The sequence below is a fragment of the Streptomyces sp. NBC_00286 genome (assembly GCF_036173125.1).
Lineage (GTDB): Bacteria > Actinomycetota > Actinomycetes > Streptomycetales > Streptomycetaceae > Streptomyces.
This window is the reverse complement of record NZ_CP108054.1, coordinates 1,081,876-1,097,295: the sequence shown is the minus strand read 5'-3', so window position 1 is coordinate 1,097,295 and position 15,420 is coordinate 1,081,876. Positions and strand designations below refer to the sequence as shown.

At 69.1% G+C, this 15,420-nt stretch carries 12 protein-coding genes; 8 read left to right on the top strand and 4 right to left on the bottom strand.

Annotated elements, in window-relative coordinates:
* Nucleotides 1-182 precede the first annotated feature (182 nt).
* The 3 genes from OHT21_RS05140 to OHT21_RS05130 are packed head-to-tail and all read left to right on the top strand — an operon-like array spanning nt 183 to nt 5,772.
* Nucleotides 183-1,451: an aspartate aminotransferase family protein gene (locus OHT21_RS05140; RefSeq protein WP_328767024.1), complete on the top strand. Its 1,269-nt coding sequence runs from the start codon at nt 183-185 to the stop codon at nt 1,449-1,451.
* Entirely contained in the window at nt 1,448-4,336 is a 2,889-nt protein-coding gene (locus tag OHT21_RS05135; RefSeq protein ID WP_328767023.1) for an FAD-binding and (Fe-S)-binding domain-containing protein, read from the top strand. Before OHT21_RS05140 ends, OHT21_RS05135 begins: the two co-directional genes overlap by 4 nt.
* Entirely contained in the window at nt 4,333-5,772 is a 1,440-nt protein-coding gene (locus OHT21_RS05130; RefSeq protein ID WP_328767022.1) for an NAD-dependent succinate-semialdehyde dehydrogenase, read from the top strand. Before OHT21_RS05135 ends, OHT21_RS05130 begins: the two co-directional genes overlap by 4 nt.
* Nucleotides 5,773-5,803: 31 nt before the next feature.
* On the opposite strand, the gene OHT21_RS05125 is transcribed toward OHT21_RS05130, so the two are convergent.
* The 4 genes from OHT21_RS05125 to OHT21_RS05110 all read right to left on the bottom strand — a co-directional run bounded on the left by OHT21_RS05125 (nt 5,804) and on the right by OHT21_RS05110 (nt 11,291).
* The gene (locus OHT21_RS05125; protein WP_328767020.1) at nt 5,804-7,651 is read right to left on the bottom strand and encodes an ABC transporter ATP-binding protein; all 1,848 of its coding nucleotides are present in this window, start codon (nt 7,649-7,651) and stop codon (nt 5,804-5,806) included.
* 148 nt (nt 7,652-7,799) lie between these two features.
* A complete protein-coding gene (solA, locus tag OHT21_RS05120) occupies nt 7,800-8,945 on the bottom strand; it encodes an N-methyl-L-tryptophan oxidase (protein ID WP_328767019.1) in 1,146 nt (381 codons plus the stop codon).
* Nucleotides 8,946-8,965: 20 nt separating this feature from the next.
* Nucleotides 8,966-10,369 carry an NAD(P)/FAD-dependent oxidoreductase gene (locus tag OHT21_RS05115; RefSeq protein ID WP_328767018.1) on the bottom strand — a complete coding sequence of 468 codons (1,404 nt, stop codon included), beginning with the start codon at nt 10,367-10,369 and terminating at the stop codon, nt 8,966-8,968.
* A 241-nt stretch (nt 10,370-10,610) separates the two neighbouring features.
* Nucleotides 10,611-11,291, bottom strand: coding sequence for a haloacid dehalogenase type II (locus tag OHT21_RS05110; protein WP_328767016.1), 681 nt, complete (start codon nt 11,289-11,291; stop codon nt 10,611-10,613).
* A gap of 166 nt (nt 11,292-11,457) precedes the next feature.
* Between OHT21_RS05110 and OHT21_RS05105 the strand changes: the two genes are divergently transcribed.
* The 5 genes from OHT21_RS05105 to OHT21_RS05085 all read left to right on the top strand — a co-directional run bounded on the left by OHT21_RS05105 (nt 11,458) and on the right by OHT21_RS05085 (nt 15,209).
* Nucleotides 11,458-12,144: a GntR family transcriptional regulator gene (locus OHT21_RS05105; RefSeq protein WP_328767015.1), complete on the top strand. Its 687-nt coding sequence runs from the start codon at nt 11,458-11,460 to the stop codon at nt 12,142-12,144.
* 162 nt (nt 12,145-12,306) lie between these two features.
* Nucleotides 12,307-12,438 carry a hypothetical protein gene (locus tag OHT21_RS05100; protein ID WP_328767014.1) on the top strand — a complete coding sequence of 44 codons (132 nt, stop codon included), beginning with the start codon at nt 12,307-12,309 and terminating at the stop codon, nt 12,436-12,438.
* A gap of 261 nt (nt 12,439-12,699) precedes the next feature.
* The gene (locus tag OHT21_RS05095) at nt 12,700-13,173 is read left to right on the top strand and encodes a RidA family protein (protein ID WP_328767013.1); all 474 of its coding nucleotides are present in this window, start codon (nt 12,700-12,702) and stop codon (nt 13,171-13,173) included.
* Nucleotides 13,174-13,297: 124 nt separating this feature from the next.
* On the top strand, nt 13,298-14,404 hold the full coding sequence (locus tag OHT21_RS05090; protein WP_328767012.1) for an alanine racemase: 1,107 nt from the start codon (nt 13,298-13,300) through the stop codon (nt 14,402-14,404).
* A 70-nt stretch (nt 14,405-14,474) separates the two neighbouring features.
* Nucleotides 14,475-15,209: an SDR family NAD(P)-dependent oxidoreductase gene (locus OHT21_RS05085; RefSeq protein ID WP_328767011.1), complete on the top strand. Its 735-nt coding sequence runs from the start codon at nt 14,475-14,477 to the stop codon at nt 15,207-15,209.
* The last annotated feature ends 211 nt before the right edge of the window (nt 15,210-15,420 follow it).

Sequence of the window (15,420 nt, the reverse complement as noted above, 5' to 3'; positions counted from 1 at the left end):
TGCGCAAGAGCAGTCCACCGGCGTACGCCCCCTCGCGCGGCGCCTTCCGCGGTTGACACAACGTCCGATCACCGCGCTCAAGCCGGACAGATCGCGCGTTGTAGCCCTCCATGATCGCGGAAATACTCGGGTACAGGAGCAAGCTGACCACGCAGCCCACGACGCACGGCCGGGAGACGAACATGACCGCACTGTCGCCGCACCTTCGCCAGGCCACCCCCGTGACGGCGGTCCGGGGCGAGGGCGTCCACCTGTACGACGAGAACGGCCGCCGTTATCTCGACTTCACCGCGGGCATCGGCGTCACCAGCACCGGGCACTGTCACCCCAGGGTTGTGGCGGCGGCGCAGGAGCAGGTGGGCACGCTGGTCCACGGCCAGTACACGACCGTCATGCACCAGCCGCTGCAGCGACTTGTCGAGAAGCTGGGCGAGGTACTGCCGTCCGGCCTGGACAGCCTCTTCTTCACCAACTCCGGCAGCGAGGCCGTCGAGTCGGCGCTGCGGCTGGCCCGCCAGGCCACCGGCCGGCCCAACGTTCTGGTCTGCCACGGCGGTTTCCACGGCCGTACGGTGGCCGCCGCCTCCATGACCACCTCCGGCACCCGCTTCCGCTCCGGCTTCTCCCCGCTGATGAGCGGCGTGGTCGTCACCCCCTTCCCGACGGCCTACCGCTACGGCTGGGACGAGGACACCGCCACCCGCTTCGCCCTGAAGGAGCTCGACTACACCCTCCAGACGATCTCCTCGCCCGCCGACACGGCCGCGATCATCGTCGAGCCGGTGCTCGGCGAGGGCGGCTACGTGCCCGCGAACCGCGCCTTCATGGAGGGCCTGCGGGAGCGCGCGGACCGGCACGGCTTCCTGCTCATCCTCGACGAGGTGCAGACCGGCGTCGGCCGCACCGGCCGCTTCTGGGGCCACGACCACTTCGGCGTCACCCCGGACATCCTGATCACCGCGAAGGGCCTGGCCAGCGGCTTCCCGATCTCCGGCATCGCCGCCTCCGAGGAGCTGATGGCCAAGGCGTGGCCGGGCTCGCAGGGCGGTACCTACGGCGCCAACGCCGTCGCCTGCGCCGCGGCGTGCGCCACCCTCGACGTCGTACGCGACGAGAAGCTGGTCGAGAACGCCGACGCGATGGGCCAGCGGCTGCGCCAGGGCCTGGAGGCGGTGGCCGAGCGGACGCCGGCGATCGGGGACGTACGCGGCATGGGCCTGATGCTGGCCAGCGAGTTCGTCACCGAGGATGGCAGCCCCGACCCCGAAACCGCCGGCCGCGTGCAGAAGGCCGCCATCGACGAGGGCCTGCTCCTGCTGCTGTGCGGCGCCTGGAACCAGGTCGTACGGATGATCCCGGCGCTCGTCATCGACGAGAAGGCGGTGGACGCGGGCCTCCAGGCGTGGTCGGCCGCGGTGGAGGCCGGTACCTCAGGGGCGTCGCAGCGATGACCGACTCCCTCGCGCGCCTGGTCGACGAGCTCGCCCGTACCGCTCCCGGACTGCGGATCGAGACCGGTGCGGGAGGGACCGGCGCATACGCCTACGACGCCTCGAACTACCGGGTTCCGCCGCAGGCGGTGGCCTTCCCCCGTAGCGCCGACGACGTGTGCGCGGTGCTACGGGCCTGCCGGGAGGCGGGCGTCCCGGTCACCGCGCGCGGTGGCGGCACCAGCATGGCGGGCAACGCCGTCGGGCCCGGCGTCGTCCTGGACTTCTCCCGCTACATGAACCGGGTCCTGGACATCGACCCGGAGGCCCGCACCGCGCGCGTCGAGGCGGGAGTGGTCCTCGACGCGCTCCAGAGTGCGACGGGCCCGTACGGGCTGGCCTTCGGCCCCGACCCCTCCTCGCACAGCCGCTGCACGCTCGGCGGCATGATCGGCAACGACGCCTGCGGCAACCGATCCGTGCGGCACGGGCGGACCAGCAGCCACATCGAGTCCCTGGAGATCGTCACCGCCGACGGCGTACGCGCCATCGCCGACCACAACGGGCTGCACCCGGTCGACCCTGATGATGCGGGACACATCTCCCGCCTCGAGCAAGACGTACGGGCCCTGATCGCCGACAACCTGGCTCCGATCCGCACCGAGCTGGGCCGCATCCCCCGCCAGGTCTCCGGCTACCACCTGCACCGTCTGCTGCCGGAGAACGGCTTCGACATGGCCCGCGCGCTGGTCGGCTCGGAGGGCACCTGCGCGGTCATCACGGCAGCGACGGTACGGCTCTTCGCGACGGCCTCCGCCACGGCGCTGCTGACCCTCGGTTACGACGACGTCGTCGACGCCGCCGAGGACGTCCCGGAGATCCTGCGCTGGTCGCCGACCGCCGTGGAGGGCATGGACGAGGCGATCGTCGCGACGATGCGAGCCCGCCGCGGTCCGGACTCCGTCACCGGCCTGCCCGAAGGGCGTGCCTGGCTGTACGTCGAACTCGATGGCGACGACGAGGCCGCGGTGAACCACCGCGCCGCCGAACTGCTCGACGTGCTCAAGGCCCGGGGCCGGATGACCGGCGGACGGGTCGTGGAGAGCGTGGCCGAACGGCGCTCGCTGTGGCGGGTCCGCGAGGACGGAGCCGGGCTCGCCGCCCGCCTCGTGGACGGCGGGGAGTCCTGGCCCGGCTGGGAGGACGCGGCGGTCGCGCCGGATCAACTGGCCGCTTATCTACGGGACTTCCGCGCGCTGCTGACGGCCCACGGGCTGACCGGCGTGCTGTACGGGCACTTCGGTGCCGGGTGTGTCCACGTACGCATCGACTTCGACCTCGCCACGGACACCGGGCGGGCCGCCACCCGCCGCTTCCTCTCCGAAGCCGCCGCTCTGGTCGTCGAGCACGGCGGAACGCTGTCGGGTGAGCACGGCGACGGGCGGGCGCGCGGTGAGCTGCTGGAGGTCATGTACAGCCACCAGATGATCCGGGCGTTCGCCGCCTTCAAGGAGACCTTCGACCCACACGGGCTCCTGAACCCCGGCGTCATCGTCGACCCGGCTCCCCTGGACGCCGATCTGGCGCTGCACACGCCCGCTGTCGTGCTGCCCGTCGAGACCCTCTTCGCCTTCCCGCACGACGAGGACGGCTTCGAGGGCGCCGTACGCCGCTGTGTCGGCGTCGGCCGCTGCCGCAGCGACGCGGGCGGCGTGATGTGTCCCAGCTACCGGGCGACGGGGGAGGAGAACCACTCCACGCGGGGCCGGGCCCGGCTGCTCCAGGAGATGGTGCGGGGCGGGACCGTCCAGGACGGCTGGCGCTCGACCGACGTCAAGGACGCCCTCGACCTGTGCCTGTCCTGCAAGGCGTGCTCCAGCGACTGCCCGGTCGGCGTCGACATGGCCACGTACAAGGCAGAGTTCCTGCACCACCACTACAAGGGCAGGCTCCGGCCCCGTTCCCACTACTCGCTGGGCTGGCTGCCCCTGACCTCGGCCCTGGCCGGACGCGCCGCCCGGCCGGTCAATGCGCTGATGCGCGGCCCGGTCGGCAGGGCGCTCGCCCGCCTCGGAGGCGTGACCACGAAGCGCACGATCCCGGCCTTCGCCTCCCGGCGCGCCCTGCGCAAGACCCTGCGTGCCGCGAAGACCGGCGAACCGTCGAAGGCCCTGCTCTTCGTCGACAGCTTCACGCGCGCCTTCCGCCCCGAGGTCGCGGGCGCAACGAGCCGCGTACTCGCGGACGCCGGAATCCCCTGCACGGCCGAGGACGGCCTGTGCTGCGGACTGACCTGGGTCAGCACCGGTCAGCTGTCCGTCGCGCGACGCGTCATGGCCCGTACGGTCGCCCGCCTGGACGACGACGGCGACGACCGGCCCATCATCGTGGCCGAACCCAGCTGTGCGGCCGCGTTGAAGCGTGACGTGCCCGAACTCCTCGACACCGATGCCGCCCGCCGCGTCGCGGCCCGCGTCCACACCCTCACCGGCGCCCTGACCGACCTGGCCGCCCCCGACTGGACGCCCCCCGACCTGCCGGACAACGTCGTCCTGCAGACCCACTGCCACGAATACGCCACCTTCACCGGCCGCCGCCCGCGCGACCTGCTGAGCAAGCTCGGCGTACGCAAGGTCGACGAGGCCGAGGGCTGCTGCGGACTCGCCGGCAACTTCGGCTTCGAGGAGGAGCACTACGACACCTCGATGGCTGTCGCCGACCTGGCACTGAAACCCCGCCTCGACGCCGTCGACAGCGCCGAGCGGACCGTCGTCGTGGCCGACGGATTCAGCTGCGCGACGCAGATCGACCACCTCGCCGGAGACCGCGACATCCGTGCCCTGCACCTCGCGGAACTGCTCGACCCCGCCGCCGATCGATCCGATCAACCAGGAGAGACCTCATGACCGACACACCCACGCAGTTGTTCATCGGCGGTGCCTGGGTGGACGCCGTGGACGGCGCCACCCTGCCCGTGGACGACCCGGCGACCGGCGAGATCATCGCGCACGTCGCCGACGCGGGCCCCAAGGACGCCCGGCTCGCGGAGGACGCGGCCGTGCAGGCACAGCAGGAGTGGGCCCGTACGGCGCCCCGGGCACGTAGTGAAATCCTGCGCCGCGCGCACGAGATCATCCTCGAGCGCACCGACGAGCTCGCCCACCTGATGACGGCCGAGATGGGCAAGCCGCTCGCCGAGGCCAGGGGAGAGGTGGCGTACGCGGCGGAGTTCTTCCGCTGGTTCTCCGAGGAGGCCGTACGCATCGAAGGCGGCGCCGGCATCCTGCCCGACGGCCGCAACCGGATGGTGCTCTCCCGCCGCCCGGTCGGCCCCTGTCTGCTGATCACCCCGTGGAACTTCCCGCTGGCCATGGGCACCCGCAAGATCGGCCCGGCGATCGCCGCCGGCTGCACCATGATCCTCAAGCCGGCCCCGCAGACCCCGCTGTCCAGCCTCGCGCTGGCCGGGATCCTCAAGGAGGCGGGCCTGCCGGACGGCGTGCTGAACGTCGTCACGACCTCGCGGGCGGGAGAGGTGGTCGAGCCGCTGCTGCGCGGCGGCCGTATCCGCAAGCTCTCCTTCACCGGCTCCACCGCCGTCGGGCGGCTGCTGCTCGCGCAGTGCGCAGACGCTGTCGTACGTACCTCGATGGAGCTGGGCGGCAACGCGCCCTTCGTCGTCTTCGAGGACGCCGACCTGGACAAGGCCGTGGACGGCGCGATGGTCGCCAAGATGCGCAACATGGGCGAGGCGTGCACGGCCGCGAACCGCTTCTTCGTGCACCGGTCGGTGGCGGAGGAGTTCGGGCGGCGGCTCGCCGAGCGTATGGGCTCGCTGGTGGTGGGCCCCGGCACCCGGGACGGGGTCGACGTCGGCCCGCTGATCGACGCGAACGGACGGGCCAAGGTAGAGGAGCTGGTCGCCGACGCGGTGCAGCGCGGCGCCGAGGTGCTCGTCGGCGGCCGTACGCCGCAAGGGCCCGGCTGCTTCTACCCGCCGACCGTGCTCGCGGATGTCGACCCCGAGAGCCGCCTGATGGACACGGAGATCTTCGGCCCCGTGGCCGCGATCCTCACCTTCGACGACGAGGACGAAGTCGTGCGCCGCGCCAACGACACCCCCTGGGGCCTGGTCGGCTACCTCTTCACCGAGGGCCTCGACCGCGCCCTGCGCGTCAGCGAACGCCTGGAGGTGGGCATGGTCGGCCTCAACACCGGCCTCGTCTCCAACCCGGCCGCCCCCTTCGGCGGCGTCAAGCAGTCCGGGCTGGGCCGCGAGGGTGGCCGGGTCGGGATCGACGAGTTCCTGGAGTACCAGTACCTGGCGGTGCCCGTGAGCTGAACGCGTCCCCCTTGCCGGAACCAGCTCGCGTTCAGTGCAGTTCGGCCCCCACCGAGCTGTCGTCGACGGGGCTCTCCTCGACGGGCCTTTCGTCGAGGAAGCCGCCCGACTGGTGCTGCCACAACTTCGCGTAGGTGCCGTCCGACGCGAGCAGTTCCTGGTGCGTGCCCTGCTCGACGATCCGTCCGCGGTCGAGGACGACGAGCTGGTCCATGGAGGCGACGGTGCTCAGGCGGTGTGCCACCACGAGCGCCGTGCGCCCCTCCATGAGCCGCCACAGCGCCTCCTGGACGAGGATCTCGCTCTCGGAGTCCAGGGCGCTGGTCGCCTCGTCGAGCAGCAGGATCGGCGCGTCGCGCAGGATCGCCCGGGCGAGAGCGACGCGCTGGCGCTGTCCGCCGGACAGCTTGACACCGCGCTCGCCCACCATGGTGTCGAAGCCGTCCGGCAGCGCGTCGGCGAACTCCGTGACGTGCGCCGCGTCGGCAGCGCGGCGGATCTCGGCGTCGGTGGCGCCCGGCCGGGCGAACGCGATGTTGTCCCGCAGTGTGCGGTGGAACATCGCCGGGTCCTGCGGCACGTACGCGATCAGGCCTCGCAGGTCGGCCTGGCTCAGCTTGCTGATGTCCTGGCCGCCGATCAGGATCCGGCCCGCGTCGATGTCCATCAACCGCAGCAGCAGCCGGCTGAGGGTGGTCTTGCCGCCGCCGGACCGGCCGACGAGACCGATCTTCGTCCCGCTGGGCACAGCCAGGTCGAGGCCCTCGAAGAGCGGCTCCGCGCCCGCGTGGGCGAAGGTCACCTGCTCGAAGCGGACGTCGGCCGCCCTGGGCAGCAACGGCTCCGGCGAGGGCGGGTCGAGCACGGTCGGCGGCGTGAGCAGCAGTTCGGTGAACTGCGCGGCCTCCGTCATCGAGCTCTCCAGACGGCGGTAGATCTGGTTGAACTCGAACATGATCCGCGTCGCGTTGGAGTAGTACGTGAAGGCGACCACGACCGCCTCCACGCCGTGCCCGCCCCCGCCGAGCGTGACCGCGAGCAGCAGGCCCAGCGCGTTGGTCAGCACCGACATCGGCGCGACCAGTGTGTCGATGCGCAGATTGCCGTAGTCCCACGACCGCAGCGTGAGCCGCCGTGAGTGCGCGACGCGGGAGCGGTGTTCGGCGGCCTCGCGTTCCTCGGCGGCGAAGGCCCGGACCGTGTCCATGTTCATCAGGCTGTCGGCGACATGGCCCGACACCCGGGCGATCGCCTCCTCGCGCTCATCGACGAGCGCCTGACGGCGACGGATGAGGGGCACCACGCACAGCCCCGTCACCGCGATCATCGCCAGGAGCCCGACGACGAGCAGCGGTTCGTACCGCCACAGCACCACCGACCCGAACAGCAGCGGCACGAACCTGCCCACGACCTGGAACGTCATCGAGTCGATGAACTCCTCGAAGCGGGAGGCGAAGCTCAGCACCCGCTTGGTCAGCGACCCGGCGAAGTTGTCGTGGAAGAACGCGGTGTCCTTGGCGAACAGTTCGTCCATGCCGATCACGTACAGGTGCTCGATGCCGAGGGCGTCCACACGGTTCAGGCAGTGCATGCCGATGCGCCACAGCGTCTCCGCGAACAGCAGAATGCCGGCGAAGCCGAGGACGTACGGCAGTGTCGAGCCGATGGTGATGTCGGCGTCGTCGGCGATACGGCCGACGAGCTTGGCGACGACCAGCGGTGCGATGTAGAAGATGCCGATGTTGCCCAGCGCCGGCAGCAGCATCCCGGGCACCGCCCACCGCCAGAGCCGGGCCAACTCCCGTCCGTAGTAACGAAGTGCGAGGAGCACCGGGCCCCTACCCGGCAGCTCCCCCTGCGATACAGACTGCGATTCCATGCTCACCCTGTGTTGTCGAAGGGTTCGCAGTGTCCCGCGGCGGAGCCCACGGAGTCCAAGCGTTTTTCTCAACGCCCGGAGATATCGAAGGGGTTGGACCAAGGCGGTGGGTGGGCTGCCGTCAGCCCAGGCGGCGGAAGTGGGTGGGCTACCTGGTCTTGAACCGGCCCGGACGCACGAAGTCCAGGCCTTCGATGGTCTGCTTGCCGAGCGCCTCGTATGCGGCGATGTGACCATAGCCGGCCGCCATCTTGAAGCCCTTACCGGAGAATCCGGTGGCACAGTAGACCCTGCTGTTCTCGTCCAGCCAGCCGACGAGGGGATGCCTGTCCTCGGTGAAAAGGTCGGGGAAGGCGTCGGAGCGCACGATGGTGGGGGTCAGACCGGGAAAGAATTCGGTGACTATGTCGGTGACCTTCTCGACTTCTTCCCGGGTGAGTTCCCTGGGCACGGAGTCCGGGTCGGGGGTTGTCCTTCCGCGTCCGTCCAGCGGTCCGTCCACCGATGCCTTGACCGTCACGCCATCGACGGCGGGTGCGCCGTACAGGGAGCGATCACCGTACAGCCGGCTGAAGACCGGGAAGTTCTCCGGCGAGAACTGCGCGCCGTCCTGGGCGATGAACCAGGTCAGGACGATCCGATGGGTTTCCGTAACGGCCTTGAGGTGGTCGGGCATGAGCCTTCGGGACCAGCCGCCCGAGGCGACGATGACCTTCTCGAACGTCCACGTTCTGTCGCCCGAGGCGACGACCACGCCGTCTTCGGTTTCGGTGATGCTGTCCACGGGTGTGTTCTGAAGGACGGTGGCGCCGTTCGCCTGGGCCGCCGCTACGGCAGCGCTGACGGCGCGGTCGGTGCGCAGAACGCCGGCGCGGGGGTCGTAGACGGCGCAGTCGTCGGGGCGGAGGTTGTGCTGGGGGTAGCGTTCCGCCAATTCCTCCCGGCTGAGGACGTAGTGCTCGGCTCCGTTGATGCGCGTTGTCTCGAGGAGGCTGTTGATGAAGCTTCCGTTCGCCGTCCCGATGGACAGCCCCCCGGTAGGTGTGAAGATGTCCTGCCCGGTTTCCGCTTCGAGCTCGGCCCAGAGGCCGCGGGAGCGTTCGATGATGGGGTAGTAGTCGGGTTTCCCCAGGTAGACCATGCGGAACAGGCGGGTGTCCCCACCCACGGCACTGCGGCCGTGGGCCGGGGTGACGGCCTCGAAACCCACTACCGAGTCGGACAGCCGGGAGGCCTGCCACAGGGCCATGCTTCCGATGCTGCCCAAGCCGATGACTGCGAGTTGTGCGTCCATGAGAGCAGTTTCCTTTTCGATCACTCGTGAAGTCCGGCGAGTCTGCTGCCGAATCGGGCCAGGAGCGAGGTCTTGCTGGAACCCCTGCGCTCTTCCCACTGGTCGGCAATACCGAAGAGCCGGTACATGGCGTGAACGCCCAGCCAGCGGATGGGTTCCGGTTCCCACTTCCGTGCCCGGTAGCCGACCCAGGGAAGGGTGGTCCGTTCGGTTTCCTTCTCGAAGGCGAGCTCCACGAGTGTCCTGCCGCCCACGTAGGCCGACGTGACACCGTGTCCCGCGTAGCCGGTGGACGATCCGATCCCCGATGCCGGGTCCCAGTGCACGCCGCCGTTCCAGTCCCGTGTGACACCCAGGACTCCCGACCAGGCGTGGTCCACCTCGAAGGGGATCCCCGGGAAGAAGGAACTGAGCTTCTGCGAGATCAGGTCAACGGTGGACTGGGCGGTCGCACCGGCTCCCCCTGTGCCGGACCCGAAGCGGTACGGGACGCCGCGGCCCCCCATGGCGATACGGCCGTCCGACGTCCGCTGGGCGTAGATGAACGTGTGCGCGGAGTCACTGAGGCACTGCGGCCCGTCCCAGCCGATCTGCTGCCATGCCTCCTCCGACAGAGGCTTGGTCACGATCACCGAGGAATTGACCGGGATCAGGGTCCGGCTGCCGAGCAGCTGTCCCGAATAGCCTTCGGTGCAGATGAACGTCTTGGCCGCGGTGACGCGTCCGTTGGCCAGAGTGAGGGTCTTGCCACCGACACCGTCCACCCGGCTGCCCTCGAAGATCCTGACCCCCATGGAGGTCAGGGTGTCGGCGAGGCCGTAGACGAGTTTCGCGGGGTGGAATCGCGCGCAGTGCTTGTAGAAGAGCCCGCCGTGGACGGTGGAGATGTTGATCCGGCTCCGGAACTCGTCCCGGTCGAGCAGGTGGACTTCGTCGTCGGTCAGCCCGTACTTCAGGTCGGCATCACGTCTGGTGACAAGCCGGCCCAGCCCCGCCTGAGTGTGGGCGGCGACGAGCGCGCCGCCCTTGTGCTGATCGGCATTGATGCCCTCGGCCCGGAGGATGTCCAGGACGGAGCCGACGCCGGCGACGAATTCGTGCTGCAGCGCCCGGCTCGCCTCCAGCCCTCCTCCGGCGCGGGCGAAGGTGGCACGGTTTCCCGGAGGCATTGCCGAGAGCCAGCCACCGTTGCGCCCGGACGCGCCGTAGCCCACCTGTTCGGCCTCGAAGACGGCGACCGAGAGCGACGGTTCGAGCTTCTTGGCGAAGTACGCCGCCCAGAGGCCGGTGTAGCCGCCGCCGACAATGGCCACGTCGACGGAGTCCTGGCCGGTGAAGCGGGGGAATGAGGGCCTCTTGTCGGCCAGTTGGGCCACCCAGAAGCCGAGCTCCCCGTTTCGGGGTGGTGCCGCAAGGGCGTTCATGTGCGTCCTTCTTCTGTGTCTGGGAACGGCGTGGGCCGGTACTGGACGGCGGACCCGCATGTGCACGATCCGGACCAGTCCGGGTCACGTCCCGGCCGACAACGCGCACACCCAGCGACTCACGTCCCTGAAAGGCAGTTGGCCCGAGATGTAGATGCCTGAGCCCGTTGCCCGGTGGTGCACGACGTACGCGTCGCCGGCGAGGACGAGCGGCTCCAGTCCTGCGTTCTCCGCTCAGGTGTCAGGGACGCGGGAGGCCGAAGAGGACCGGGAGGTCGGCGATGTCGGTGATCCGCTCGTAACCGAGCCAGTGCTCGTCGTGCTCCCAGCCGCGGTCCATGTACACCTTGTTCTTGATGCCCATGATGGCCGCGGAGCGCAGGTCATACGCCGGGCTCGCGGAGACGTGCACGAGCTCGTCGGGTGTCACGCCGAGCTTGTCAAACATGTAGTCGAACGCGCCGAGTCGCGGCTTGTAGACGCCCATCTCCTCGGCGCTGATGACGACCTCGAACGGGGCCTTCAGGTTCTCCGCGAGGCGCACGGCGTGCGCGGTGTCGCTGTTCGTGATGATGACCAGCGGGACCTCCTCGGCCAGGCGGTTCAGCGCCTCGGTGACACCGGGGTACGGGCCCCAGGTGGGGATGGTCTCGTACACCGCCCGCGCGTCCTCCTCGCGGTACTCGAGACCGACCTTGCGCGAGGTGCGTTCCATGGAGCGGGCGACGACCTGGTGGAACGGCTGGTACGCGCCCGTGCACTCGTCGATCCGGTACGTCTTGCAGATCCGCAGGTAGTCATCGGCGACCTCGGCCGGCAGCCGGTCGCCCAGGACCTCACGCATCGCGTCGTTGATGCTGAACTTGATCAGCGTTCCGTTCATGTCGAACGCCACGAACTTGGGCTTGACTTCGAATACCACTGGTCCTCCTAGTGCTTCAGCGGAGCAGCCTTCGCTTGGTCGACAATCGACCATCTGCTGGTCGATTGTCGACCAGAAGGGATTGAGTGTCAACAACTGGCGGAAGGTGCGGAGGTATAGTCGACAAACGACCAAGTGGTCGACGAGCACCGAGAGAGGGCAACGGGTGGACCACAAGTTCGAGTGGCAGGAACAGCGGACAACGACGCCGGACGGCGTCTACCGCACACTGCGTGCCGCCATCCTCGATGGGACCGTACCTCCTGGTGGCCAGCTGCGTGAGGCACACATCGCCGGGGACCTCGGGATCAGCCGGTCCCCGCTGCGCGAGGCGCTGACGAAGCTGGAGGAAGAAGGGCTCGTCGTCAAGATCCCCTACCGTGGGGCGTTCGTCGTAGAGGTGAGCGCTCGTGAGGTCGCCGAGATCGACTCGGTCCGGCTACGTGTCGAGCCGTACGCCGCCGAGCTCTCGGCCGAAGCACTGCGCGGTCCTGAGCGGCCCCGGCTCCTGCAAACCGTCGAGGATCTCCGCCGGGCGATGGAGAAGGACGACATCCCGGCCAGCATCGACGCGCACCTTCGGTTCCACAGGCTCTTCTACGATCTGTCGGGGCACGGCGTCCTGCAGAGTCTCTGGAACGGCTGGGAGACCAAGCTGCGCCTCCACCTCAGCGTCGATCACCGCACTTACAGCGACGACCCGCATCAATTGGTCGTCGAGCACGAGAGGTTGGCCGCGGTTGCCCTGGAAGGCGACACCGACGCGTTCCGCCAGGAACTGGCCGCCCATTTCCCCATGGGGCTGGGGGCGCAGACGGGAGATGCAGGGGAACGCGCTCCCCGGCATGCCTGAGGCCATGCCGCCTGCGTGAAGTGTCCAAGCCCGCTCGCCCGTGGCGTTGTGGACCAATGCCGAGAAGTCAAGGACGGCTTCCGGGGCCTCAGTCGTGGCTACGGCTCGGTGCGCCATGCTGGAGGCACGACCGCGGACGACAAGATGTCGTAGGGGCGGGCGATGACGGATCAGTCGCCGGGCGTCCAGGACGTCGACTGCGGCGTGGGCGGAGCGCACTGCCCGGATGAGACCGGTGAGCCTGCGGTCGCCCGGGCGGCCGCAGGCCGCGACGTCGACCGTCGCTTCGAGTAACCGTGGGGCGAGCCGCACGAGGTGCCCCGAGGTCGCATTCGAGACTGAAGCTTGTATTGACAGTGCTCGACAGGCCCTCTTATGGTCGACAAACGACAATCGACTGGCGCTTTTGAGGCACTATACGGCGCTTTGTCGCCACTGCTACTCGAGGGGAGTCCGAGTACAGATGATCAAAATTCATGCGAAGCAGGTTCTCGCGGCCAACTGCGAGCGTTTGTGCCCTGCTCTGTCTGCGGAGGCTGCGCGATGAGCCAGTCCGTGACTTCGGCAACGAACACCGACTCGGCTTCCGATCGGCTCCAGGCCTTGGGTCTGGCCCTTCCCGAGCTCCGTGACAACCCGTACTACGTGCACCATCGGACCGTGGGCTCCAGCATCTACATCTCGGGTCAACTGCCTTACAAGGACGGTCGGTTGCTGGGTCAGGGCATTGTCGGCCGGGACGTCGAGTTGGAGACGGCGCGGTCACTCGCGCGCCATGCCGCGCTCAACGCGCTCGCTGCCGCTGTGCAGGCGGTGGGAGACCTGGACCGGGTCCGGATCGTGCAGATGCTGGTCTTCGTGGCCAGTACGCCGGACTTCGGTGAGCAGTCGAACGTCGCCAGCGCGGCCAGTGAACTCCTCATCGAGGTGCTGGGCGAGGACGGACGGCACGCTCGCACCGCGATCGGTGTCGCCGGGTTGCCGCTCAACAGTCCGGTCGAGATCCAGATGGTCTGCACCGCTGTGTAGGCCGGGGCCGACGGCGGTGTACGCAAGCGCGCGCGATATCGCGGGCTGCTCGCGGTCGGCATCCAGGGGGGAGTCAGCACCCGCGCCCCTAAAACATTCCAGGCAGAACCACAAGGAGGGCAGCATGAACCGGCTGCAACGAGCACTCGACGCTCTGGTCGAGCGGATCGACACCCCCGCGCCGATCGTGCTGGTCGACGTCATGCAGGGCAACATCGAGCGCATTCAGGGCTTCGCCGACCAGCACAACCTCAAGGTCAGGCCGCACGTCAAGACGCACAAGTGCGTGGAGATCGGGCGCCGCCAGATCGAGGCCGGCGCCGTCGGGATCACCGCGGGAAACGTCGGTGAGGCCGAGGTCTTCGCCGCGGCCGGATTCGACGACATCTTCCTCGCCTACCCGATCTGGCCCTCGGGAACGAAACGAGCCCGGATCCGCCGGCTCGCCGAGTCCGCCCGGCTGCGGGTCGGCGTCGACAACGTCGCGGCGATCGAGGGCCTCGCCGACGCGATGGGAGACGAACCGGACCGGCTGCAGGTCGTGATCGAGGTCGACTGCGGCGCCCGTCGTTCCGGGGCGCCGCCCGAGGCCGCGGGCGACCTCGCGCTCGCCGCCCGCAAGCGCGGTCTGGTGCCGGTGGGCGTCTTCACCTATCCAGGTCACGGCGGCGCCGGCCGGGACGCTCGCCGGCGCGCCGCGCAGGACCAGGAAGCCGCGCTCACCACCGCGGTACGCAGCCTCGCCGACGTCGGGGTCACCGCCGAGGTGGTCAGCGCCGGCTCCACTCCCACCCTCGAGTTCTCCACCAGCAGCGTGATCACCGAGATCCGTCCCGGCGAGTACGTCTTCGGCGATCTGAACAACGCCCGGCTGGGCTCCTGCACGGAAGACCAGATCGCGCTGTTCGTCGCCGGCACCGTGGTCAGCGACTGGGTCCCCGACCAGGTCATCGTCGATGTGGGCAACAAGGCCCTCAGCAAAGAAGGAAGCCCCGAGATCGGCTACGGCGGCATCGCCGGCACGAAGGCGGTCCTATCCAAGGTCAACGAGTACCACGGGTTCCTTCCGCTGCCGGACGGCGAGTTCCGCCCCAGCGTCGGCACCGTCGTCCCCGTGGTGCCCAACCATGTATGCCCGGTCGTCCTCGGTTTCGAGGAACTGATCGTCACCGACAGCACGGGTACTTCGCTGGAGCGGTGGCCGGTCGACGCCCGCGGATTCCTCAACTGACCGGCAAGGGACGAGATTTTCGTGGCCGAGCCCGCAACCGACAGACCTCCCCCGTAAAGGAACGCCTGACATGAGACTCAAGAACGTCGCGGCCCTGGTGACCGGCGCCAGCAGTGGCATCGGGCAGGCGGTGAGTTCCCACTTCCGCCGCGAGGGCGCGCGGCTGCTGCTCACCGGCCGCAGGGAGCGGCTCGACAGCGCTGAGCCCGACGACCTGTATGTTCCTGGAGACCTCAATGACGAGGCGTTCGTCGAGCACCTGGCCAAGCAGGCCGCCGAGTCCTTCGGCACCTTCGACGTCGTGGTCCTCAACCACGGCCTGCAGGCTGTCAGTCCGCTCACCGAGATGGCCCGCGACGACGCGAAGAACGTACTCGAGAGCAACCTGCTCAGCGCGTTCCTGGTGATGAAGCACTTCGCGCCGCTGATGCCCGAGACAGGGGGATCGTTCGTCTGCGTCAGTTCACGGCTGGGCATGGTCGGCATGGCCGGGCAGGTCTTGTATTCCGCCGCCAAGGGGGGCCTCATCATGCTCGCCAAGGGCGCGGCGATCGAATGGGCCCCGCGCAACATCCGTGTCAACGTCGTCGCTCCGGGCCTGACCGCCACCCCGATCATCGAAGCGGCGTTCCAGCGCAGGCCCGACCCCGAGGGCTACCGCCGCGAGCGCGAGAGCCAGATCCCGCTCCAACGCCTCGCCACCCCCGAAGAGGTCGCTGACGCGGTGCTCTTCTTCGCATCGTCGGAGTCGTCGTACGTGACCGGATCGGTCCTGACCGTCGACGGCGGGTACACCGCTTTCTGAACACCCCTGCTGGGCATCACCACCAGCAATGGGCTGAACGACCTCTTCTCCGTCTCGCCCTCTGCCTCGGGCGACCGCCGATTGCAGCAAGACCGATCGACCACTCGTCGAGCGCATGCTCCGATCGCCGCACTCGAACTGCGCCACCCCCACGTCGCCGTGGTCGATGGACCGCTCGGCACGTCCCTCAACCGCAGGCCCGGCTCTGCCT